General features: G+C 38.5%; 23 protein-coding genes and 1 pseudogene. 19 read left to right on the top strand and 5 right to left on the bottom strand.

The window, feature by feature from the left end; genetic code table 11:
* Positions 1 to 457: 457 nt before the first annotated feature.
* The 4 genes from WBW42_RS13325 to WBW42_RS13310 all read left to right on the top strand — a co-directional run bounded on the left by WBW42_RS13325 (position 458) and on the right by WBW42_RS13310 (position 2,754).
* Positions 458 to 916 carry a DUF6438 domain-containing protein gene (locus WBW42_RS13325; RefSeq protein WP_014206923.1) on the top strand — a complete coding sequence of 153 codons (459 nt, stop codon included), beginning with the start codon at positions 458 to 460 and terminating at the stop codon, positions 914 to 916.
* 135 nt (positions 917 to 1,051) lie between these two features.
* The gene (locus tag WBW42_RS13320) at positions 1,052 to 1,465 is read left to right on the top strand and encodes a YeeE/YedE family protein (protein ID WP_005069081.1); all 414 of its coding nucleotides are present in this window, start codon (positions 1,052 to 1,054) and stop codon (positions 1,463 to 1,465) included.
* A gap of 4 nt (positions 1,466 to 1,469) precedes the next feature.
* Positions 1,470 to 1,883: a DUF6691 family protein gene (locus tag WBW42_RS13315; protein WP_032056009.1), complete on the top strand. Its 414-nt coding sequence runs from the start codon at positions 1,470 to 1,472 to the stop codon at positions 1,881 to 1,883.
* A 4-nt stretch (positions 1,884 to 1,887) separates the two neighbouring features.
* Entirely contained in the window at positions 1,888 to 2,754 is an 867-nt protein-coding gene (locus tag WBW42_RS13310) for an MBL fold metallo-hydrolase (protein ID WP_032056010.1), read from the top strand.
* Between the two features lie 92 nt (positions 2,755 to 2,846).
* On the opposite strand, the gene pcaU is transcribed toward WBW42_RS13310, so the two are convergent.
* Entirely contained in the window at positions 2,847 to 3,659 is an 813-nt protein-coding gene (gene pcaU, locus WBW42_RS13305) for an IclR family transcriptional regulator PcaU (protein ID WP_032056011.1), read from the bottom strand.
* A 42-nt stretch (positions 3,660 to 3,701) separates the two neighbouring features.
* The gene (locus WBW42_RS13300) at positions 3,702 to 4,622 is read right to left on the bottom strand and encodes a LysR family transcriptional regulator (protein ID WP_032056012.1); all 921 of its coding nucleotides are present in this window, start codon (positions 4,620 to 4,622) and stop codon (positions 3,702 to 3,704) included.
* 89 nt (positions 4,623 to 4,711) lie between these two features.
* Between WBW42_RS13300 and WBW42_RS13295 the strand changes: the two genes are divergently transcribed.
* From WBW42_RS13295 to WBW42_RS13280, 4 genes are read left to right on the top strand one after another with little or no spacing between them, the layout of a single operon-like run.
* Entirely contained in the window at positions 4,712 to 5,953 is a 1,242-nt protein-coding gene (locus tag WBW42_RS13295) for an acyl-CoA dehydrogenase family protein (RefSeq protein ID WP_032056013.1), read from the top strand.
* Positions 5,954 to 5,970: 17 nt separating this feature from the next.
* Positions 5,971 to 7,092 carry a phosphotransferase family protein gene (locus tag WBW42_RS13290; protein ID WP_032056014.1) on the top strand — a complete coding sequence of 374 codons (1,122 nt, stop codon included), beginning with the start codon at positions 5,971 to 5,973 and terminating at the stop codon, positions 7,090 to 7,092.
* Positions 7,089 to 7,787, top strand: a complete 699-nt coding sequence (locus WBW42_RS13285) for a histidine phosphatase family protein (RefSeq protein WP_013197682.1) — start codon at positions 7,089 to 7,091, stop codon at positions 7,785 to 7,787. The genes WBW42_RS13290 and WBW42_RS13285 overlap by 4 nt, the downstream gene beginning before the upstream one ends.
* A gap of 16 nt (positions 7,788 to 7,803) precedes the next feature.
* Positions 7,804 to 8,547: an SDR family oxidoreductase gene (locus tag WBW42_RS13280; RefSeq protein ID WP_032046800.1), complete on the top strand. Its 744-nt coding sequence runs from the start codon at positions 7,804 to 7,806 to the stop codon at positions 8,545 to 8,547.
* A gap of 35 nt (positions 8,548 to 8,582) precedes the next feature.
* On the opposite strand, the gene WBW42_RS13275 is transcribed toward WBW42_RS13280, so the two are convergent.
* From WBW42_RS13275 to WBW42_RS13265, 3 genes are all read right to left on the bottom strand, one after another.
* Positions 8,583 to 9,839, bottom strand: a complete 1,257-nt coding sequence (locus tag WBW42_RS13275) for an OprD family outer membrane porin (protein ID WP_032056015.1) — start codon at positions 9,837 to 9,839, stop codon at positions 8,583 to 8,585.
* Between the two features lie 109 nt (positions 9,840 to 9,948).
* The gene (locus WBW42_RS13270) at positions 9,949 to 11,298 is read right to left on the bottom strand and encodes a spinster family MFS transporter (protein WP_017399597.1); all 1,350 of its coding nucleotides are present in this window, start codon (positions 11,296 to 11,298) and stop codon (positions 9,949 to 9,951) included.
* A gap of 399 nt (positions 11,299 to 11,697) precedes the next feature.
* The gene (locus WBW42_RS13265) at positions 11,698 to 12,165 is read right to left on the bottom strand and encodes a MarR family winged helix-turn-helix transcriptional regulator (RefSeq protein ID WP_002121038.1); all 468 of its coding nucleotides are present in this window, start codon (positions 12,163 to 12,165) and stop codon (positions 11,698 to 11,700) included.
* Positions 12,166 to 12,314: 149 nt separating this feature from the next.
* Between WBW42_RS13265 and WBW42_RS13260 the strand changes: the two genes are divergently transcribed.
* The 11 genes and pseudogenes from WBW42_RS13260 to WBW42_RS13210 form a co-directional block, all read left to right on the top strand.
* Positions 12,315 to 13,424, top strand: a complete 1,110-nt coding sequence (locus WBW42_RS13260) for an amidase (protein WP_045126700.1) — start codon at positions 12,315 to 12,317, stop codon at positions 13,422 to 13,424.
* 36 nt (positions 13,425 to 13,460) lie between these two features.
* The gene (locus WBW42_RS13255) at positions 13,461 to 14,609 is read left to right on the top strand and encodes an acyl-CoA dehydrogenase family protein (RefSeq protein WP_080593013.1); all 1,149 of its coding nucleotides are present in this window, start codon (positions 13,461 to 13,463) and stop codon (positions 14,607 to 14,609) included.
* 25 nt (positions 14,610 to 14,634) lie between these two features.
* On the top strand, positions 14,635 to 14,994 hold the full coding sequence (locus WBW42_RS13250; protein WP_000387554.1) for a hypothetical protein: 360 nt from the start codon (positions 14,635 to 14,637) through the stop codon (positions 14,992 to 14,994).
* A 4-nt stretch (positions 14,995 to 14,998) separates the two neighbouring features.
* On the top strand, positions 14,999 to 15,532 hold the full coding sequence (locus tag WBW42_RS13245) for a nuclear transport factor 2 family protein (protein WP_080777145.1): 534 nt from the start codon (positions 14,999 to 15,001) through the stop codon (positions 15,530 to 15,532).
* 29 nt (positions 15,533 to 15,561) lie between these two features.
* Entirely contained in the window at positions 15,562 to 16,839 is a 1,278-nt protein-coding gene (locus WBW42_RS13240; protein ID WP_032056018.1) for an aromatic ring-hydroxylating oxygenase subunit alpha, read from the top strand.
* A gap of 10 nt (positions 16,840 to 16,849) precedes the next feature.
* Positions 16,850 to 17,335 carry an aromatic-ring-hydroxylating dioxygenase subunit beta gene (locus tag WBW42_RS13235; RefSeq protein ID WP_004701406.1) on the top strand — a complete coding sequence of 162 codons (486 nt, stop codon included), beginning with the start codon at positions 16,850 to 16,852 and terminating at the stop codon, positions 17,333 to 17,335.
* 10 nt (positions 17,336 to 17,345) lie between these two features.
* Positions 17,346 to 18,083 carry an SDR family NAD(P)-dependent oxidoreductase gene (locus tag WBW42_RS13230; RefSeq protein ID WP_032056019.1) on the top strand — a complete coding sequence of 246 codons (738 nt, stop codon included), beginning with the start codon at positions 17,346 to 17,348 and terminating at the stop codon, positions 18,081 to 18,083.
* Between the two features lie 34 nt (positions 18,084 to 18,117).
* On the top strand, positions 18,118 to 19,071 hold the full coding sequence (locus WBW42_RS13225; RefSeq protein ID WP_032056020.1) for a PDR/VanB family oxidoreductase: 954 nt from the start codon (positions 18,118 to 18,120) through the stop codon (positions 19,069 to 19,071).
* A 45-nt stretch (positions 19,072 to 19,116) separates the two neighbouring features.
* The gene (locus WBW42_RS13220) at positions 19,117 to 20,073 is read left to right on the top strand and encodes a p-hydroxyphenylacetate 3-hydroxylase reductase component (protein ID WP_080777148.1); all 957 of its coding nucleotides are present in this window, start codon (positions 19,117 to 19,119) and stop codon (positions 20,071 to 20,073) included.
* Positions 20,074 to 20,271: 198 nt separating this feature from the next.
* Complete coding sequence (feaR, locus tag WBW42_RS13215; protein ID WP_032056022.1) at positions 20,272 to 21,186, top strand: transcriptional regulator FeaR; 915 nt, start codon at positions 20,272 to 20,274, stop codon at positions 21,184 to 21,186.
* A 208-nt stretch (positions 21,187 to 21,394) separates the two neighbouring features.
* A pseudogene (locus WBW42_RS13210) lies at positions 21,395 to 21,997 on the top strand (stalk domain-containing protein); the annotation flags it as partial.
* Between the last annotated feature and the right edge of the window lie 111 nt (positions 21,998 to 22,108).

The following is a 22,108-nucleotide window of genomic DNA, read 5'->3' as shown; positions in this document are numbered from 1 at the left end:
ACTATTGACCAGTTCCTTAGGATGTTTTACCTATAAATAAAACCTTAACTTTTATTAAGTTTTGTTTAACTTAACATTGTGAATTTTAATTAAAAATAAACATTATTAAGTTTTAAACCTTAAAAATAAGGTGTTTTTTGTTGGAAAAACGAGCTTAAATATATACTTATATTATATTTATATAATTTATTGGGTTGCGCTAGAATGGTCGACGCAGATTATTACTATCCAGTAATAATTTGTATTTCAGGAATTTAAGCTTTTATGGCTTAAGGCTCATCGAAAGATGGGCCTTTTTTTATGGGTGAAAGAAAATGTTTTTATCTTGCTCAATAGCCTAAGCAAAATTAAAAGTTAAATAATGAATAAAATCACAAAAAATAGTCTTTAATGACAAGAAGTGTATGATTTGATAAATTAAAGCCACTTGATAATAATAGGTGATGTAATGAGATTTTTGGTTCTTGCAACTTTATCTGGTTTAGCTTTGATGGGTTGTGCTTCTGTTCAGCAAGCACCGAATACACAAGAGACAATCCGCTATGCTTCTAGCCCATGTTTTGGCGCATGTCCGATTTATTCTGTAGAAGTAACACCTACAGGTTTAATTCGCTTTGAAGGTAAACAATACACTAAAGCTATAGGTGTTAAAGAAATTCAAGGTAGCGTTAAAGATTATAAAAAACTTGCAGATGATCTAAAAACTTATCGCCCTGAAACAGGTACACAATCAAAAACTGCGGGTTGCCAGCAAACAGCGACCGACATGTCTAGCTATTACATTACTTGGATTCAACCTAATGGCACAGAAACTAAATTAAGCCATTACACAGGTTGTATCTCTCCAGCAAATAATAGATTGAATAAGGTTATGGAAAAGTTACCTGAACAATTAGGCATTAAAGATCTAATTTAATGACAAAAGCCCCAAAATCTTGGGGCTTTTTCTTGTTAAGAAGAATTATAAACTCAAAAGTTTTATATTAAGTATTTCTAAAAGAATCAGCGTATAATACAGATTATAAAAACATATATTGTTAAGAGTGGTTATATGTCAAATATTGTCTATGCCTTTTTTGGTGGTTTATTACTAGGCATCGCAACAGTTGGGTATTTATATATAAATGGCCGTATAGCCGGAATCAGTGGTTTGCTTGCTCAAGTCATCAATCCTACTAAAGACACCTTTAAGAGTTCGGCATTCTGGTTTATTGCGGGACTCGTGATTACACCTTTCATATATGGTTATTTTTATCAGCCTGAAATTGAAATTAAAGCTAATACATTTGCACTTATTCTAGCAGGTGTACTTGTAGGCTTTGGAACACGGTTAGGGTCGGGTTGTACAAGCGGTCATGGTATTTGTGGTATGAGCAGGTTATCAAAACGCTCGATGATAGCGACAGCAGTTTTTATGTTTGCTGGCATGTTAACGGTTTATATCATTCGTCATGTGATGGGGTAATCCTATGAAAAACATTTTTGCTTTTTTATTTGGTAGCTTATTTTCATTAGGTTTAATGATCTCTGGCATGTCTAATCCAGAAAAGGTATTAGGTTTTTTAGATATTTTTGGGCAATGGGATATTAGCTTAATGTTTGTAATGTTAGGTGCTATTGCTGTGGCATTTATTCCATTTCAAAAGGCTATAAAAACTCCTAAAACACTCTTTAATGAACAAATTCAATTACCAACGAATACACAGGTTGACCAAAGGTTAATTGTGGGTGCTTTTATTTTCGGTATAGGCTGGGGAATAGCAGGTATATGTCCAGCGCCCGCTTTAACTCTGATTGGATTAGGGCATTTTGAAGCGCTTTATTTTATTGTCGCAATGTTATTAGGAATGTTTATTTACCGAATTTTAAATAAAGGAAATTAAGCCTATGCAACAACCTCTAGTAAAAGATTTTTTTGATGAAAACACCAATACTTTTAGCTATGTTGTTGCGGATTTAGCGACTCTTCAATGCGCTATTATTGATAGCGTGCTTGATTACGATGCCGCATCGGCCACTACAAAAACATCCAATGCTGATCTGATCGTCGATTATGTCTTGGCGCAAAACTTTAAAGTACAATGGATTTTAGAAACCCATGTACATGCGGACCATATGACTGCGGCTCAATATTTAAAATCTAAATTGGGCGGTACAATTGCGATTAGTCAAAAAATCTCGGTAGTACAAGAAACATTTTCGGCTATCTATAATTTTGATTTTAAGAAATTTAATGAAAATCAGCCCTTTGATTATTTGTTTGAAGATTATGAACATTTCAAAATAGGGGGGATAGAAGCCTATAACATTCCTACACCAGGGCATACGCCAGCTTGCTTAAGCTATGTGATCGCTGATGCTGTTTTTGTCGGGGATACTTTATTTATGCCTGATTATGGTTCGGCCAGATGTGACTTTCCTAAAGGAAGTGCTGCTGAGCTTTATGATTCGGTACAAAAACTTTATACACTTCCCGACGACATGCGTATGTTCTTATGCCATGACTATAAGCCCGAAGGCCGCGATGAATATATCTGTCAAACAGATATAAAAACTCAAAAGCAAAGCAATATTCATTTAAATCGACGAGTTTCCAAGGACTCATTCATTAAAATGCGCCAAGAAAGAGATGCTACTTTGGCAATGCCAAAATTAATTTTGCCTTCAATTCAAATTAATATGAATGGTGGAAATTGTCCGGAACCTGAAGCGAATGGTATCCGTTATTTGAAAATTCCTTTCAATTACTTTTAGAAATAGCCTAAGCATTTATTCGGGATAGTTCAATCTATCCAAATAGCCTAAGCAAAAATAAAATTAACCCTGTAAAATAGCCTAAGCAATATTTAAAGAACTTGTCTCAAATCTCGCGAACTCTCTTGCAATAACGGCAGAATATGTTGAATTAAATATTCTTCAGTTGTTTTTATCGTTGGAGAAACAATATTTAAAGCTGCAACCACTTTAAAGTCTTGTCCATAAATCGGTACGGCGAGCGCATGAACTCCTAATTCGTGTTCTTCACGCGAATAACACCAATCTTGTTCTCGAATCTCTTGTAGTAACTCTAGAAATTTATCATTTTCGACATGCGTATATTTAGTTAAACGCTGAAGTGGATATTTTTGGAGCCAGTCCAATTGTTCTTCTTGGCTTAAATGTGCCAGTAAAATTTTACCCGCAGATGTCGCATGAGCAGGTAAGCGGTTACCCAAGTGTAAGCCGTATGGATTTACACGGTCAGTTTGTTGGTGGGCCGCACTACGAGCAATAGTAATGGCTTCATAACCATCAAGTACCATCACCGAATAAATGAGAGAGGTTTGGTTAGTTAACAGATTTAATAAAGGCTGAGATACTTTCGGAAGCTGGGCTGCACCTAAATAAGCTCCTGAAAATTTAAGAACTTTCGGAGTTAAATAGTAATAGTGACTATCTGACTCAAGATAACCTAAATATTCTAAAGTTAATAAATGACGTCTTGCTGCTGCTCGGGTAAGCCCAGTTTTTTCAGCAGCCATAGAAATGTTTAAACGATGTTGATTACTACTAAAGCTATCTAAAATCGCCATGCCTTTACCAATACCAGCAATATAATCTTCATGACGAATCGTTTTTTTGTTGTCCTGATTCTGGATTATCCGTTCATCTTTACTCATTACTGATCCTTGTACGATAGAAGCTTAGTAGATCAATTTGCTTTACTGAAAAAGTTTAATAATTTCATGTCGCAGAAATTGATGTCTTAAATTATCCCTTAAATCTTCGTGCCAAAACATACCCATTTTAATATTGGTTATCTCAAAAGGCAGAGAATGTAAGCAAATTTCAGGACTATAAGACAAATGCTGCAAAATCATTCGGGGCATAGTGAGTATTGCGTCGGCTTGAGCTCCTAAAACTTGTAATGCCGTTGAATAGTTTTGACAGCGCATAAATACATTTCTAGAGATTTTTTGGTGTTGGTTTAAATAAATATCTTCAAGTAAAGCGCCCGTACGGCGTGACGAAACACCAATGTGCCGACCACTGATATAACTAGCTAAATCGACTTCTTTAAGTTGGCTGCAAATGACAAACTCATCTGTTACCAAATGATCAAAGGTAATTTTTGGAGATAAGTATTGTTCTAGGTCAATCACGAAATCGAGCTGTTGTGTCGCCAAGTCCGCCATAATATGTTTTCGATCTAGCTTCATACTCACAAACTGCAAATCTAAATTAAGATTTTGAAAATGTTGAGAAAGCCTTGGAAGAATAATCGGTTCAATCTCATCATGAACGGCGATTTTTAAGCTTTTTAAACTGGTTGGATCAAAGACATGTTTCTGTTGGCTAATATTTTGAATCGTTAAAAGTGCTTGCTTAACAGTTGGGTAAATCTGCTCGGCAAAAGGAGTGGCAGACATTTTATTGCCTACTCGTATGAATACATCATCTTCAAGTTGCTGGCGTAAACGTTGCAAAGCATGACTTGCTGCTGACTGCGTAATATTGAGACTACTTGCAGCATTCGAAATACTTTTTTGCTCATAAATTGCGATAAAAAGCGGATATAAATTGATATCAATTCGGTGAAAAAAACTTAAGTCGAGGCCATGCAAGTTATGAATATTATTCATGAGGTGTTATTTAATAAAATCATTTCATTCATATTAAGTTTCAAGTTATGTTGATGTAAAGACCGGATAATGATGTGAAGGAAAAAAGAATGTTTGAACTTTCAAAGAAAGCTCAAGATTTTGCTGAGCGAACAAGAAAATTTATTTTAGAAGAAATAGAACCTATCGAAGCAAAATTTTGGGAAGAGGTTCATGAGCTAAATCCAGATGGAAACTGGAAAAAATGGCAATGGCCAGACCTTTTAGAAACTTTGAAATCTAAAGCTAAACAAGCCGGTCTTTGGAATATGTTTTTACCCGATGAAAAGCTGGGTGCTGGGTTATCAGTTCAAGAGTATGCGCATATTGCTGAATTGACTGGCCGCAGTTTATTGGCACCAACCGTTTTTAACTGTAATGCACCAGATACAGGAAATATGGAATTGTTATGGCGCTATGGCAGTGAGCAGCAAAAACAGCAATGGTTACACCCTTTATTGGACGGAAAAATTCGTTCGGTTTTTTGCATGACTGAACCTGATGTTGCGTCAAGCGATGCAACCAACATGCAAGCGACTGCACTCATCGACGGTAATGAAATTGTTTTAAATGGCAAAAAATGGTGGTCGTCTGGTTTAGGTGACCCAAATGCTAAAGTCATTATTTTTATGGCACATACCCCTGATGAAACCAAAGACCGTCATCATCAACACTCTATGGTTTTAGTACCGATTGATACGGCAGGTATTGAAATTCAACGTATGTTACCTGTGTTTGGTGACTACGATGCACCGCATGGACACGGTGAGGTTCACTTTAATAATGTTCGAGTACCTATTGAAAACTTTATTGGTGGAGCGGGGCAAGGTTTTGAAATTGCACAAGGCCGTTTAGGTCCAGGGCGTATTCACCATTGCATGCGCTGTATTGGAGCTGCTGAAAAAGCACTAGAACTCATGGTCGATAGAGGCATGTCTAGAACGGCGTTTGGCAAAGAAATTTTAAAACTCGGTGGAAACCTCGAACGCGTGGCTGATGCTCGAGTAGCTATAGATCAAGCCAGACTTTTAACCTTGTATGCTGCTTATAAAATGGATACTTTAGGAAATATGGCTGCTTTAACAGAAATATCTGCAATTAAAGTGGTCGCTCCGAGTGTTTTAGAAAAAGTAGTCGATATGGCGATTCAGCTACATGGCGGTGCGGGCGTTTCAAGAGATACACCATTAACAGGTTTCTTTGCCCAAGCACGCAGTTTACGTTTAGCTGATGGTCCGGATGAAGTGCATAAAGGCATGATTGCCAAATTAGAGTTGGCCAAACGTGGTTATGGTCGTCATAAGAAAGTATAAGCTTAAAGGAAGTGAATATGTCGGTAATTGATGTAGGCGGTGAAGTACGTGAAGGTGAAGAGCTTGATATTGGGGCAGTTGAAAACTGGTTAAAGAACCAAGGTGTTGAGTTGGTTGGCCCAGCAGTTGTTACTCAATATACGGGCGGGGCGTCGAATTGGACTTATCGTTTAAAATATGAAAATACCGATTTAATTTTACGACGTCCTCCTAAAGGAACAAAAGCGAAGTCGGCCCACGATATGGCCCGTGAATATATGGTGCAGAAAAACCTTGCACCTTATTATCCAGTACTTCCTAAAATGGTGGCACTTTGTCAGGATGAGTCGGTCATTGGCTGTGATTTTTATGTCATGGAACGAATTGAAGGCATTATTCCTCGTGCAAAATTACCGCCTGAACTTGGTTTTAATGAGGAAGATGTTCATCAACTTTGTGTAAACGTTATTGATAAGTTGATTGAACTGCATCAAGTTCCTTATCAGAACACCCCTTTAGCTGAACTAGGTAAAGGAACAGGATATTGCCGTAGACAAGTTGAAGGTTGGGATAAGCGCTATGAGAAAGTCCGCACAATCAATGTTCCTTCATTTAAATATGTCCGAAAATGGCTAAATGATAATATCCCTCAAGACTCTACGACTTGTATTATTCACAATGATTGGCGTTTTGATAATGTGATTTTAGATCCAGAGCATCCAACAGAAGTGATTGGTGTATTGGATTGGGAAATGGCGACTTTGGGTGATCCATTAATGGATTTGGGTAGCGCTTTGGCCTATTGGGTCGAGCCTACGGATAATATGATTTTTAGATCAACACGCCGTCAGCCTACTCACTTAAAGGGAATGTTCTCTCGAAAAGAAGTCGTTGACTATTATTTGCAAAAAACAGGTCTGGAGCCTCAAAACTGGGCTTTTTATGAAGTCTTCGGTGTATTCCGTTTAGCCGTGATTGCCCAGCAAATCTATTATCGTTATTACCATAAACAAACCCGAAACCCCGCTTTTAAAGATTTCTGGGTTGTCATTCATGCGCTACATATTCGAGCTTTAAAACTTATCGCGCAGCAAAAACTGCAAGAATCCGAATTTGCTCAGCAATCTCTACAGAAAATACAGGGTATTTTAAGAAAATGACCACAATTTATCTGGTAAGACATGGTCAGGCATCATTTGGTAAAAGTAATTATGATGAGTTGTCTGAAAATGGTGAAGCTCAAGCGACTTTATTAGGCCAATATTTTAAGCAAATATTGAAAGAACAACCGTATGTGGTTGCAGGAACCATGCAGCGCCACGAGCAAACTGCAAAGCTCGCACTCAATGAATGCTTCCCAGATGCGGTAATTCATCATAATAATTTATGGAATGAGTTTAATCATCAGCAGGTTTTTGCCCGCTATGAACCGCGTTTTGAACAGCCTGAACTTTTAAAAGCTGATGTTGCACAAGAACAAAACCCGCGTGCTTATCTTGCCAAAATATTTGAAGGCGCCATTGGACGATGGACAGATGGCGATTTTCATCATGAGTATGATGAGTCTTGGCCACACTTTAAAGAAAGAGTCGAAACAGCATTGCAGCAACTTTGTGATGAGTTAGCAAAAACTAAACCTCGCTATGCAGTGGTTTTTACCTCTGGTGGTGTGATTTCTGTAGCAATCGGAAAATTGCTTGAACTTAGCCCTAATCGAACTTTTGCGTTGAATTGGGCAATCGCGAATACAAGCCTCACGACTTTGCGTTTGGTTGGAAATGAAGCTCAGGTGTTAAGTTTAAATGAACATCATTTTATAAAAGCTGAACGTCCAGATTTACTGACATGGATTTAAAAATAAGGATAAAAGCATGGCAAAGACAATTTTAATTACAGGTGCAAGTTCTGGATTGGGCGCGGGTATGGCGCATGAATTTGCAGCCAAAGGCTATAACTTAGCGATTTGTGCACGCCGTTTAGACCGATTAGAGACTTTAAAAACTGAACTTGAAAATCAGTACGGTATTAAAGTCATTGCAAAAAGTCTGGACGTAACTAATTACGATCAGGTTTTTGAAGTATTTCGTGCCTTTAAACAAGAATTTGGCTATTTAGACCGAATTATTGTAAATGCGGGAGTCGGAAATGGTCGTCGTATTGGTAAAGGTAATTTTGAAATTAACAGAGCCACAGCTGAAACAAACTTTATCTCTGCCTTAGCACAGTGTGAGGCGGCGACTGAAATTTTTAGAGAGCAAAACGCTGGTCATTTGGTGGTGATGTCATCCATGAGTGCGATGCGCGGATTACCAAAACATTTATCGACTTATGCGGCAAGTAAAGCTGCAGTTGCTCACTTGGCCGAGGGTATCCGTGCTGAATTACTGGATACCCCAATTAAAGTCTCCACCATTTTCCCGGGTTACATCCGAACTGAAATGAATGAAGGTGCTAAACATTTACCTTTTGAAGTTGACGCCAAAACAGGATGTAAAGCTTTAGTAAAAGCTATCGAAAAACAACCTGTAAAAGCTTATGTGCCACAGTGGCCGTGGTTACCAATGAGTATTGCTATGAAGGTTTTACCATTAAAGTTGGTCAATAAATTAGGATAAAAAATACCCCCTAAAGTTTAGGGGGTATTTTTTATTTAGAATTTTTTAGTGTAATTGACAAACAAGCGATCTTCACCAAAGTCATTGCCATGTTTTACATTGTAATCAATACGAATATATTGCAGGGCCACGCCTTTTAGGAACGGTTGCTGAAATGCGTAGTTTAAAATCACATTTGACTCGGTTTCGTGGTTTTTTTCACCATTGGCTGCTTTAAAGTCATGTCCGTAAACATATTTCACCATCGCATTTAGGCCCGGTACATAATCTTTAAAATCGTAGCCATACATGACGTGGTAAGACTTTTCATCCTCTTTAAAAAAGCCTGTAGCGTTCCAGTTAATGAAATACGTCTCTGGTAAAAAACCATCTGGTAATGGGTAAGCCGATTCACCAATAATCTGTTGGTAACCTAAACCAAAGGTATGGTTTTTTACTTTAACCGTTTCAAGTAATCCAATGTTCTGCGCATCAATATCAAAGGTATTGCCATCATCTTTTGCATTGAAGTATTTAAACTTAGAGGTCAGAGCAAAACTTGGCTGTTTCCACGTATGTTCAAGTCCTATATAGTGTTTGTTATACAGATCTTCTAAATTACCAAAATAGTATTCGCCCTTCAAAGACGGCGTGAATTGATAACGTAGGTCAATATAATTTAACCCATCAGATTCTTTAGTAATCCCATTTGATGTGAAAGAAAACTTTTTAAAGTCTTCTTCATTTCGTGGAGAGACTTTTTCAACCCGACCAATTTCTGCGTAGAGTTGGTCTGAAAGTTGTGACTTTAGGTTGGTTCCCCAATACGAAGTGAGTAACTGACGACTAGCATCTACGGCAGTTACAGGTAAATCTAGCCAGAGTTCACCGACACGTAAAAGAGTTTTGTCATAACCCAGCTTTAAAGTCGCGCCGTATTTTAGATAGTCTGAAGCCTGAGATTGCGTTTCTTTATTAAAAGGCAAAACTGTATCCGCAACATGTTTGTCTGAACTCAAGCGCACGGCGTATTGGACAGAAGCATCAGCCCCAATCGTAATCGGTTTGTTTGCAATTTGCAGCGGAGTGTCATGCATTTTCGATTTATAAAATAATGACGCTGCCTGAGACCAACTGCCAGTATCTTTGAGTGCATCATTATCAAAATCACGGTTGATATAGGCATTTTTTAAAGTGAATTTCCATTCATCTTCAGTTTGCTGATTTGGATTTGCAGCCCATGAGTTGCTGCACATCAGTAATAAAGTAGCAACAGCTAAAGTGCGTGGTTTAAAACGCTGAAATAATTCCATAATCCATTTCCCAGATGTATGCCAATCCTCGGCACTACGTAATTTTGAATATTTTGGTACTCTCTAAGCGTTTAGTTAGAGAGTACATTTTTGCAATTGGTGAGACCTATTAATTTAATTTTTCAAGCTTCATGCTTTCACTAAAGAATTTGCAGCCTTTAAAAAGTAGAATTAAAGCCAGTACACAAGACAAACCACCCACAATAGATAAAGAAGAACCCACCATTAATGGGCTACCAAAAACTTTATCTGTAATAATGGCTACCAGTGTTGTGCCAATACCGAGTCCAATTAAGTTACTGACTAAAAGGAAGAGGGCAGAAAGGCGTGCTCTAAACTGGTTTGGGGCTAACATTTGCAAAGCAGTTGCTGAAATCACTAGAGGGAAAGATGCAAAGAACATTGCAGGAATCAGTAAGCTAACTGAAAGCCAAAGCTGATCTGTTTGGGTAAAAAATGCAATTGGAATAATCAGGCCAACAATACCAATTACACCCGTGAACATCGGCGCATCTTGACGGCCTTTTTTGATAAACCAGTCATTTAGCCAGCCTGCACAAAATACGCCTAATGTATTTGCGACTAACAGAATGGTACCAAGCATATAGCCTGTTTCAGTCGGCGCGAGTTGAAACTTACGAATATAAAATGCAGGTGTCCAGCTAGTTAGGCTATAGAGTGCCATTGCATAAAAGGTAAAACCTAAATAATGACAAGCAAATGTTTTCGAATGTTTTTTAATAAACTGAAGACATTGTGTGAATTTAACTTGGTCAACTTGTCCATTTTGGTTGAGTTGTTGGCCTTTACGTGCAGGGTCTTTAACGGTCAGAATAAATAGCAAACCAATAATGATGCCGGGTAAACCTACCACTAAAAAGGCAATTTGCCATGCTTTAAGCGCACCCAATAAAGGAACCTCAATGAGTGTCACACCTTTAAGCAGGTTAATGACATAACCGCCAACTAAGAAGGCAATACCTCCACCTAAAAAAGCGCCAATTGAATAGATCCCGACAGCACGCCCTAGTTTGTCTTTACTAAACATGTCGCTAAACATTGAATAAGCCGCTGGAGATAAAGCCGCTTCACCGACACCTACCGCCATACGGCTTAAGAACAGTTGAATAAAGTTTTTACTTAAACCGCAAGTTGCTGTTGCCAGACTCCAAACAATAATCCCGATTGAAATTAGTTTTGGTCGTGAAAAACGATCGGCAATGTAGGCGAGTGGTAAACCCATAACCGCATAAAACAGTGAGAAGGCGAGGCCATGTAACAAGCTAAATTGTGTATCTGAAAGCTGGAGATCTGCTTTGATGGGTTCAATCATCAGCGCCAGAATTTGGCGGTCAATAAATGAAAATATATATGCCAACATACAAAGTATGACCACATACCATGCATATGCATTGCTTTTCTTCTGTGTCCTTTCAACAGCGATATTACTTTGGTTCATACACTTAATCCTTATGTATAAAACGCTTAAAGAAATTGATATCTAACTTTTATTATTCCTCTAAAATTTTCGATATTTCCCCCTTTAGATAAGAATAATAAATAGGCTAGAAATGAGTAATTTGGTCTCGTACAGACCGGAAGAGTGCGTCTAAACCCAATTAGGAGTTAATGGGATTTTTAAGATCATGGAATTATTATTTTCTTTTTATATGTAAAATTCCATTACTTATTGAGTATGTTAGAATACCTAAAAAGTATGTTAAGTAATTATATATAGATAAATTTATGGTATAAGGGTTTGATTTTATTAATTTTTATTGTTTTAACGAAAGAGCAGCTAAAGAAAAGGAAATTTTTAACTGCTCTAAGAGAGCTAATTTATCATGATAAGAAATATTTAGCTGGATGGCATCAGGTCAAATAATTTTTTTAACTGGGTATTTAAATTATGTAGCTCGTCTTCTGAAAAAGCATTCAGAATGCCTGCCAAGGTAACCACACTAATTTGATTAATCTGTTCAACCAACTCAATACCTTTGGCCGTTAATTTCACCATCGAGATCCGTTCATCAGAAGTAGAAGAGTAGACCTCGACAATTCCATCTTCTACCAAGCGATATACAGCTTTTGTTGCCGTCGTTAACTTTAAAGTAGAAAGATTGGCAATGTCGGTAATACTGGCTTCCCCAAGGGCATTAGTGCTTAAAATAATTTTACGGCGTGTATTATCAATACCTAGCTTTTTTATTGATTTTTCAATCAGTTGTGAATACTTTCCATTCACTTGGGAAACCCAAAAAAAAGGAAAATTTTGAATACTCGACGGTTCTTTATTAGGAAGAAATTGTTCTAAATGATCAAGCATAGCTAAGCAATAACTTAGTGAAAAAAGGGTAATCCTATTATAAATAAAATTTTGCATATTTCCTTAAGAACAAATTATAAAAAATACTTGACAATTCCAGTAAATTTTCCGATATTTTAATTAATCAATAAAAATACATGGAAAAGTGAATGAATATTGTTAGCCAAAGCGTGCACAAAGGAAGTGGTAAGCTCAAGGTCATGGTCAAGGACACAATTGATATTCAAGGCCTAAAAACCATTGCTGGCAGTCGAGCTTTATTAAATGTTGAACCTGCTCAAGATGATGCCGAGGTTGTTAAAAACATTCTAAAAGCAGATTGTGAAATTATTGCGAAAACAAATTTGCACGAATTGGCTTTTGGTATTACAGGCATTAATCACGCTTTTGGTACACCCATCAATCCTAAATATCCTGAACTTATCCCAGGCGGATCTTCAAGTGGTTCGGCTGCGGCAGTTGCTGCTAAACAAGCTGACTTTACTCTAGGCACAGACACTGGTGGCTCTATTCGTATGCCTGCTGCGTGCTGCGGAGTTTTTGGTTTAAAACCGACTTTTGGTCGCGTGAGCAGAAAAGGTGTATATCCGCCGTCAAGTTCTTTAGATTGCGTTGGCCCTTTTGCAAATTCAGTCGAGATGATTGAAAAGGCCATGCAAATTATTGATCCAACTTTTAAACCTACTGAATTTACTAGTGCACCAAAAATTGCTGTTTTAGATGTAAAAGCAGATGAGATTATTTGGAACTGTATTTACCAGGCACTTCAAAAAGCGAATTTAGAGACCGTTTTAGAAAAAGTTGAACATTTTGAAGCGGCTTATGATGCAGGCATGCAAATTATTAATTATGAAAATTGGCAAGCTTTTGGTGAATTAACTCAAACGGGTTTAATTGGTTCTGATGTAAATAGTCGTTTATTAAAAGCGGCACACACCACTTTAGAGCAAGTAAAACAAGCAGAAGTTGTGAGAGCGCAGCTGACCCAAGAACTCGATGCTTTATTAGAAAAATATGATGCATTGGTTCTACCGACACTTCCGCAAATTCCACCGAGAGTTTCTGAAGCTGAAAACACGGTCGCTTTTTTGAATCTTACAGCTTTAGTTCGACCATTTAATTTATCAGGTCATCCAGCCATTTCAGTGCCACTTGAAACCAGTGAAGGTTTACCAGTGGGCTTACAGATCGTATCGAAGCATCAAAAAGATGAGCAATTATGTGCTATAGCTAAATTTTGTGTTGATGCAATGCAATAAATTACAAGGAGTTAGATGATGAATAAGTTGTCTAAAATGGAGTTTGCTTCTCAAGACAAAGCAGTTGACTTAGACGCTTTGTGTCAAGAAATTCGTGAGCGTGCCTGTACAGGTGAATTTGATAATCAAGCGTATGTGAGCCAAGACATTATCGAAAAGCTTAAGCAAATCGGTGTTTACCGTGCCTTGGTGCCTAAACGTTTTGGTGGTGAAGAGTGGTCTCCACGGCAGTTTTGCGAGTTAATCGAAACTTTATCTAAAGCTGATGGTTCAGTCGGTTGGGTGGCAAGTTTCGGTATGAGCCCTGCGTATTTAGGAAGTTTGCCTGAGGAAACACTTAAAGAGTTATACCAAAACGGGCCAGATGTCGTATTTGCCGGAGGTATTTTTCCACCCCAACCTGCTGAAATTACCGATGAAGGTGTCGTAGTTCGTGGACGTTGGAAATTCTCAAGCGGCTGTATGGGAGCCGATATTGTTGGCGTGGGAATTTCACCGCTAAAAAATAATGAAATGCAGGGCTTGCCACGCATGGCAGTGATGCCTGCGAAAAAAGCCAAAATTGAAATGACTTGGGACACCGTTGGCCTAAAAGGCACGGGAAGCCATGATTTAGTGGTCGAAGATGTATTGGTTGAAAAGAAATGGACCTTTGTACGTGGTGAACCTTCAAAACTAAGCGAACCATTTTTTAAATATCCGTCACTGTCTTTAGCGACTCAAGTATTAACCGTGGTGGGTATTGGGGTTGCCGCTGCTGCATTAGAAGAGTTTGAAAAATTAGCCCCGGGTAAAGCATCCATTACAGGTGGGTCAGAAATTGCCAACCGCCCAGTGACTCAATATGAGTTTGCTCAGGCAGATGCAGAATTTCAGGCTGCAAAATCTTGGTTTTATCAAACCATGGATATTGTCTGGAATGAAATTATTGCTGGTCGTGAAGCAACTGCTGAACAAATTAGCGATATGCGTCTGGCATGTACCCATGCAGCGCGAGTTTGCGCCAAAGTGACCCGAAAAATGCAAATGCTCGCAGGCATGACAGCAATTTATACCAACAATCCATTTAGCCGTTTTGTGAATGACACCAACGTGGTGACTCAGCATGCTTTTATGGGTGATGCAACTTTACAAAATGCAGGCTCAATCAGTTTCGGGTTAAAACCAACCCCAGGTTATTTATAAGTTTAATTTTTAAAAGGATATTGAGATGGAAGCTAAAAAATCATTACGCGTTTTGTTCTGCATGGGTATTAACCAAAACTTTTTTGATGCAGAACCTGCTGAAGCGAAAGCAGTTTGGGCTGCGTTTGGTGAAATGTGGAATGGCATTCATGACTTACCGGGCGTGCATGTTTTTGGAAATCTTGATGATGACCAAAGCATGGTTGGCCCAAGTGCAGGTTGGCCTTGGACAACTTATTTGCTTGCTGATGTTCCGGATATTGAAACCGTACATGCCGCTTGTAACTTGTTTAGAACGACCGTGGTGGGTGAAGGGCCATACAAACTTTGGAAATATTGCAAAGTTGAAGCGCGTGTTGGGCGTGAATTAATTATCCAACGTTAAGGCGATGGCAATGAATGACAAAGTGAATATTGTAGAAATCTTAGAGCGACTAGAAGAGTTAGAAGCGCATAACGCCATTCGTAATTGTCTGAACCGTTATATGGAAATCTGCGATGAGCTCAATGCAAATACAGATCTTGATGAGCTGATGAATCTTTTTGATCAAGACTGTATTTGGGAAGGTATTGGTGAGAAATATGCCAAATCCTTTGGCCGTTATGATTCTTGGCAGTCGATTTACGACATGTTTAAAAGCTATACCCAAAAAGAATCTCACTTTGTTATGAATGCACACTTTGTAAATTCAGAACAAATTTATGTAAATCAAAATGATGCAAATGCTTCTTGGCTCATGTTGCAGACTTCAACGTTTAAAGATGGCCGTAGTCACTCAAATGCAGCAAAGCTCAACGTGAAGTTTCATAAGCAAGCAGATGGAACATGGAAAATTAAACATTTCCAAACACAGAATATTTTCAGTCGTCCCGTATCGCATTGGCACAGTGAAGCCGAGTTGCCGGTACCTTCCCAGGAATGACCCAGGACATATTTAAAAGGACTATTAATATGAACAGTATTATCCCAACGCATAACATTGGTATTGATTACGATGCTTTGGTTCAAAGTGACCGTGCGCATACTTCTCTTTATAAAGATGAACGCATTTTTGATGAAGAAATGGAAAAAATCTTTTATAGCACTTGGGTGTGGGTTGCACATGCCAGCGAAATTCCGGAAGGCGGAAGCTATAAAACCATTAATATCGGTAAACAACCTGTGGTTGTGGTGCGTGACCGTAAAAAGAAAGTCCATGTACTTTTAAACCGTTGCCGTCACCGTGCAGCAACCGTATGCGAACATAAAAAAGGAAAAACCAATAGTTTTGTATGCCCGTACCACGGTTGGAGTTATGCACTTGATGGCAGTTTACGTGGTGTGCCATCTCCAGAAAGTTACGGCGATTGTTTAGATAAGTCAGAATTACCGTTGGTGAGTCTACGTGTAGAAGAATATAACGGCATGATCTTCGCTTCATTTAAAGAAGATATTCAGCCTCTTGAAGAGTTCCTTGGACCTGCAAAAAAATGGATTGACCTGTTTATGAAACAAGGCGCGGGTTATCCAATTAAAGTGTTGGGTGAACACCGTTTCCGTTTTCCGGGTAACTGGAAAATCCAGCTTGAAAATACCACTGATGCATATCACTTCCCGTTGGTACATAAGTCATTCTTAAGTTCTGTAGATGAAAAAACAGAAGAACTCTTTAACTTCGAAAATCAGCCGGGCTTTGTTGAAGAATTAGGTAATGGTCACAGTGTTATGGTGATGATTCCTGAACTGGTTGATCTAGACGAAGAGCTTATGGAGCGACCAATTCAAGAGCGCTTTGAAGACTTGGCTCAAGCTTTGCGCGACGAAGGCCATGAAGAGTTAGAAGTACGCCGTATTGTTCGAGCAGTTGGTGGTTCTGGCTTTAACTTAAATTTATTCCCAAATATTGCATGTTCAATGGCGTTCTTCCGTGTGTTACAGCCAATTTCAGTGGCTGAAACAGAAATTCATCACTCGGTGATTACGATGGACGGTGGTCCGCAAATTGCCAACCAATATCGCTTACGTTTGCATGAACATTTCCAAGGTCCATTTGGTTTTGGTACGCCAGATGACTCGGAAGCTTGGGAGCGCGTACAACACGGTGCAAATGCGGGTAATGATTTATGGATCATGCTCAACCGCGGTTTACCGGGCGAAGTCAAAACCGAAGATGGCTTAAAAAGTGATGTCAGTGCTGAAACAGGTATGCGTGCAGCCTATCAGCAGTGGAAAAAGATGATGAAAGCTTAAGGAGAGAGCAATGAATATGAATCTGCAATTATTAAATGAAGTCACTGCTTTCATCTGGGCTGAAGCAGATATGTTAGACCACAGTGAGTACCGTGAATGGCTTAATTTATGGAATGAAAAGGGTGTCTATATCATTCCAATTGACCCGAACCTCACTGACTACGAAAACAACTTAAATTATGCCTATGACGATAATCATATGCGTACTTTGCGTGTAGAGCGTCTGGAAAATGGTGAGGCGATTTCTACAGCGCCTAAAGCAAATACTGTGCGTAGCATTTCTCGTGTACGAGTGATTCAAGATCAAGATGATGAAATCGTTTTACGTTGTGCTCAAAACTTACGTGAATTCCGTAAAGAAAACCTCAAGCATTACACAGCTGATATTACCTACCATCTAACTCGTGATGCGGCTACAGGTTTTAAGATTAACCGTAAAATCATTAATTTGGTTAACTCAACCGATACCTTAGCTGGTATTAGCTACATTCTTTAGGAGCGGTAACATGAAACAAGTTGTTTTAGTGACAGGTGCTGCTTCTGGACTCGGTAATGTCATTGCTGAATATTTTGCGAGCCACGGTCATCAAGTGATTTTGTCAGCGAGTACGCTTGAAAAAGCTGAAAACGCTAAGGCACAAAGTCAATATGCACAAAATATGTTTCCCTTGAAATTAGATATTTCTGTCGAAGCAGATTTTCATGCTGCCGTGCAATGGATTGAAGAGAAATTTTCTAAACTTGATGTGTTGATTAACAATGCTACCGTCACTAAAGCAACGCCAGTACTTGAAATTACCGCAGCTGATTTTGATTGGGTGACCCAAGTCAACCAACGCGGCACCTTTCAGGCTTGTCAAATTATTGGCCAATATATGGCTAAAAAAGGCTATGGACGCATCATCAATATGGCGTCTTTAGCGGGACAAAACGGCGGTACTGCAACGGGTGCACACTACGCGGCAACCAAAGGGGCCATTGTGACGTTAACCAAAATTTTTGCCAAAGAGTTTGCGGCAAAAGGTGTTACGGTCAATGCGATTGCACCGGGACCGATGGAGTCACCGATCGTTCATAGTGTGGTGCCAGACGAAAAAATGGAACAGTTCATCCAGAATATTCCGGTTAAAGCCTTAGGAAGTATGCATTTTATTGCTGAAACTTGTGGGTTGCTTGCGAGTCCAAATGCGAGTTTTGTGACTGGTGCAACATGGGATATTAACGGTGGTTTATTCATGCGCTAAGCCACAAGCTTAGGTATGAAAAGGGAGTTAAATCATGACTACACTTTATGATGTTGTCGTTAAAAATCGCCATGTGGAAGGTGGAAATATTGCAGTTATGGAGTTTGAATCTGCAACTTCTGCTGCATTACCAAAGGTTGAACCCGGTGCACATATTGATGTGCACTTACCGAATGGTATGGTGCGCCAGTATTCGCTTTGCCAAAATCCAAATGACGAAGGAAAGTTTCGCCTTGGAATCTTACGTGACCCTGAATCACGTGGTGGCTCGATTTCTGCATTTGATGAAATTAAAGATGGTATGCAAATTCAGGTCAGTGAGCCAAAAAATTTATTTCCACTTTTAAAAGCCAAACACAGTGTCTTGATTGGCGGTGGAATCGGGATTACGCCGTTAATCACGATGGCATATCAACTTGCACATGAAGGCGAATCATTTGAGCTTCACTACTGCGGCGCTAGCCCAGAAAACTGTGCTTTTGTTGATGAAATTAAAAATGGTGAGTTAGCACAATACACAACTTTCCATTTTAAATCCGAAGGTGCAAGCCACAGAGCATTTTTTGAATCTGCCATTAAAGATATTGATCCTGAAAGTCATATTTATACCTGTGGTCCAGTCGGTTTTATGGACTGGGTAATTAACCTTGCCACGACTCACGATTTTCCTGAGCAGCAAATCCACAAAGAATATTTCCAAGTTGAAACAGACATCTCTGGAGATTCATTCGAGGTGGTGGCTGAGCGTAGCGGAAAAATCATTATGGTTGAAGCTGGTGAAACCATTTTGCAGGCTTTGGCTAAAGAAGGCATCGACATTGAAATGTCTTGCGAGCAAGGCGTATGTGGAACCTGTATGTGCGATGTAATTGAAGGCGAACCTGATCATCGAGATGTTTATTTTACTGACGAAGAAAAAGCCAGCAATGAGCAAATATTAGTGTGCTGTTCGCGTTCTAAAACACCGAGACTAGTTTTAGATATCTAATGCTCTCGCGATTTATATGGATGTAAGAGAAGGTTTAGGAGAAAGATGATGAATGTATTACAACAAATAGATGAGTTTACGGTCGATCCACTACAGTTCCGACGAGCATTAGGAAATTTTGCAACAGGCGTTACCATTGTTACTGCACAAAATGCACAAGGTGAGAAAGTCGGTGTAACTGCAAATAGTTTTAACTCGGTGTCACTCGACCCACCGCTTATTTTGTGGAGCATTGATAAAAAGTCTTCAAGTTTTTCAGTATTTGAAGAAGCAACACATTTTGCAGTCAATATTTTATCAGGCACGCAAATTGAGCTATCTAATAAGTTTTCGAGACGAAATATTGATAAATTTGCAGAGACCAATTTTCAACTTGGTGCAGGACGTGCACCTATTTTAGAAAATTGTTCTGCGGTATTTGAGTGCGAACGCTATCAAGTGATTGAAGGTGGTGACCACTGGATTATTGTTGGTAAAGTGGTTCGTTTCCATGACCAAGGTCGAAGCCCATTGGTCTACCACCAAGGCGCATATTCTTGTGTCATGCCGCATCCAAGCCTTCAAGTTAAGCAAACTGAAGAGAACGGCGTAGACCAAACACATTATGGGCACTTATATAATAATGTCTGCTACTTGATGAGCCGTGCTTTTAAAGCTTATCAAACCGACTATATTCCAAAGCAAATGGCTTCGGGTTTCCGTACCAGTGAATCACGTCTTTTGCTCGTTTTGGCAAGTGGTACTGCTTCAAGTAAGGAAGATTTACCGCGTGATATTGCTATGCCAATGCAAGAAGTTGAAAGATCGGCTGAAATTCTAAAATTTGAAGGCTTATTGGTTGATCATGATAATTTATACGCACTGACGGAAAAGGGTAAACAAACAGCGCAGTATTTATTTGATATTGCCGACAGCCACCAAAATGAGGTGTTTAAAAAGTATTCTGAGGAGCAAAAGGATATTTTTATTACCATGCTGCGAGATTTTGCAGGAGTAGCATAAGTCCCATTAAGCTGATAAATTAAATTGATTTATCAGCTTCTTTACATCTAGCTGACTATCAGCAAAACAATTCCAAGGATAAGGAATTTTTGGCACACAATTTGTTTATCAATAAAACAAGATTGCAAATAAGCCAAGACAGTGCACCACCACAAACGCAAAATTTTGAGCGGTGGTACATGTATAGAGAGGTAAGGGATGAACCAATATGTAAGCGATGCATTACTCACATGGACGCACCACATTAAAAGTGTGTGCGGCAATTTTGAAACCGATTTTGACGGAACCCGTAATTTATTCATTGGTGAAGTTCAGTGCTTTTTATTGGGCGATACTGAAATTGCTTTTATTAAAAACAATGCCAATAAAATTGTCCGAAAAGCCGATGAAATTGATCGAGTGAATAATCGTTTTTGTTTTTTGATTTTGCAGTATTCGGGAAGAATGCTGCTCGAATATAAAAATGAAACTTTAAGCCTAAATGAAGGCGATATTGTGTTGGTCGACCCGGTCGAAACAATTTCGATGTATCCGCAAGGTTTAGTCAGCCAGATTTCAGTCCATCTATCGCGTGAAAAATTACTTAAAGAAAATATTAGTACCGAATATTTTGGAAAACTGATTACTCAAAATATGAGCGGCTTTTTACTTAAAAATATTTTGAAAAACATGTCTGCTGAAAATATCAAACTTTGGTACGCAACTGAAGATGGTAATGCTTTTGAAGATGCGTTAATTGCTCTAATTAAACCGACAATTAATTATAAAAATATTAATAGCTCAAATAATCTAATGGAAAAAGCTGAGCGTTATATTATAGAAAACTTAGCAAAACCAGATTTAACCCCTAAATTAATTGCAGAGCATATTGGGGTGTCGCTACGTCATCTCTACCGTTTATTTCTTCAAGAAAATTTATCTATTAACAAATATATACAGCTCAAACGCCTAGAAAAAGTCAAGGCAGATTTGCTTGATAAAAGAAATAAACAAAGCTCAATTACCCAAATTGCCTTGAAGTGGGGTTTTTGGGACGGTGCTCATTTTTCAAAAATCTTTAAAAAGACTTATGGTATTTCTCCTAAAGAATTTAGAGAGGGTATGTCGGTTTAATTCTTTCATCTCTCAATGTCATTTTTAGACAAATCCGACGTCATTCTTGAACAAGCTAGCCTTATGTAACTGTGTTGAAATTAAATTCATTAGAGCAGGTTAGATAAGCTTAATAACCATAAAACTATTAAGTTGGTCTAATAAATTTCACTCACAGGAAGTGCATTTTAACTATCTGATTCAGATAGTTCAGGGATAGATGAAAAGGATGAAACCAATGCGTAAACAACGATTATTGAATGACATACAAAAAATACTGGCACTTAACTTATCAATCGCTGCAAGCTTTTGGGGACTCAATACTCAAGCGTTTGCTCATGGTGGAAAGGCCGACATGGTCTCACTTTATCAAAACATGAGTGAGCAAGGCGCTAAAGTCATTAAAGATGACTTTACCAATACCTATACAATTACTAAAGGCTCTATAGTGGTTAGAGCCAAGCCAAACTCAAATCAGGTTTTAGTGAATGGCAAACCTTTCAAACTCAGCGTGCCTTTATTAATTAAAGATGGTAAACCTGTTATTGGAAAAGATTTTTTTAATGAAGTCTTCCAGTCTGGGTTAGATCAAACTTTTAAAGTTGAAAATACTTTTCATCCGCTCAACAGTTTAAATTCTGACGAAATTAAAAAAACATTTGATGTGATTAACCGCTCGAAATATGCCTATAAAAATATGCGTTTTGCCGAGTTAAAGCTTAAAGAGCCTGAAAAAGCAAAAGTTTGGGATTACTTTATTAATCACAAAGAATTTAAAGAAGATCGTATTGCCTCTTTTATTTTGTTAAAGGGGAGTCAAGCGATTGAAGGTTGAATAGCCACCAAAATTCTAGACACACCTAACCATCTTTTGATGGGCCTTTTCATAATCTAATGGAGAACGCTGACCATTGGAACCATGTCTGCGTTTTGAATTATAGAA

The sequence above is a fragment of the Acinetobacter sp. LT1 genome (assembly GCF_059800965.1).
Note: the sequence above shows the minus strand (reverse complement) of the source record. Positions and strands in the feature narration are given on the sequence as shown.

Coding starts and splice junctions, on each gene's coding strand:
- WBW42_RS13320 (WP_005069081.1), top strand. CDS start 1,052: ATGTCAAATATTGTCTATGCCTTTTTTGGTGGTTTATTACTAGGCATC.
- WBW42_RS13315 (WP_032056009.1), top strand. CDS start 1,470: ATGAAAAACATTTTTGCTTTTTTATTTGGTAGCTTATTTTCATTAGGT.
- WBW42_RS13310 (WP_032056010.1), top strand. CDS start 1,888: ATGCAACAACCTCTAGTAAAAGATTTTTTTGATGAAAACACCAATACT.
- pcaU (WP_032056011.1), bottom strand. CDS start 3,659: ATGAGTAAAGATGAACGGATAATCCAGAATCAGGACAACAAAAAAACG.
- WBW42_RS13300 (WP_032056012.1), bottom strand. CDS start 4,622: ATGAATAATATTCATAACTTGCATGGCCTCGACTTAAGTTTTTTTCAC.
- WBW42_RS13295 (WP_032056013.1), top strand. CDS start 4,712: ATGTTTGAACTTTCAAAGAAAGCTCAAGATTTTGCTGAGCGAACAAGA.
- WBW42_RS13290 (WP_032056014.1), top strand. CDS start 5,971: ATGTCGGTAATTGATGTAGGCGGTGAAGTACGTGAAGGTGAAGAGCTT.
- WBW42_RS13285 (WP_013197682.1), top strand. CDS start 7,089: ATGACCACAATTTATCTGGTAAGACATGGTCAGGCATCATTTGGTAAA.
- WBW42_RS13280 (WP_032046800.1), top strand. CDS start 7,804: ATGGCAAAGACAATTTTAATTACAGGTGCAAGTTCTGGATTGGGCGCG.
- WBW42_RS13275 (WP_032056015.1), bottom strand. CDS start 9,839: ATGGAATTATTTCAGCGTTTTAAACCACGCACTTTAGCTGTTGCTACT.
- WBW42_RS13270 (WP_017399597.1), bottom strand. CDS start 11,298: ATGAACCAAAGTAATATCGCTGTTGAAAGGACACAGAAGAAAAGCAAT.
- WBW42_RS13265 (WP_002121038.1), bottom strand. CDS start 12,165: ATGCTTGATCATTTAGAACAATTTCTTCCTAATAAAGAACCGTCGAGT.
- WBW42_RS13260 (WP_045126700.1), top strand. CDS start 12,315: ATGAATATTGTTAGCCAAAGCGTGCACAAAGGAAGTGGTAAGCTCAAG.
- WBW42_RS13255 (WP_080593013.1), top strand. CDS start 13,461: ATGGAGTTTGCTTCTCAAGACAAAGCAGTTGACTTAGACGCTTTGTGT.
- WBW42_RS13250 (WP_000387554.1), top strand. CDS start 14,635: ATGGAAGCTAAAAAATCATTACGCGTTTTGTTCTGCATGGGTATTAAC.
- WBW42_RS13245 (WP_080777145.1), top strand. CDS start 14,999: ATGGCAATGAATGACAAAGTGAATATTGTAGAAATCTTAGAGCGACTA.
- WBW42_RS13240 (WP_032056018.1), top strand. CDS start 15,562: ATGAACAGTATTATCCCAACGCATAACATTGGTATTGATTACGATGCT.
- WBW42_RS13235 (WP_004701406.1), top strand. CDS start 16,850: ATGAATATGAATCTGCAATTATTAAATGAAGTCACTGCTTTCATCTGG.
- WBW42_RS13230 (WP_032056019.1), top strand. CDS start 17,346: ATGAAACAAGTTGTTTTAGTGACAGGTGCTGCTTCTGGACTCGGTAAT.
- WBW42_RS13225 (WP_032056020.1), top strand. CDS start 18,118: ATGACTACACTTTATGATGTTGTCGTTAAAAATCGCCATGTGGAAGGT.
- WBW42_RS13220 (WP_080777148.1), top strand. CDS start 19,117: ATGATGAATGTATTACAACAAATAGATGAGTTTACGGTCGATCCACTA.
- feaR (WP_032056022.1), top strand. CDS start 20,272: ATGAACCAATATGTAAGCGATGCATTACTCACATGGACGCACCACATT.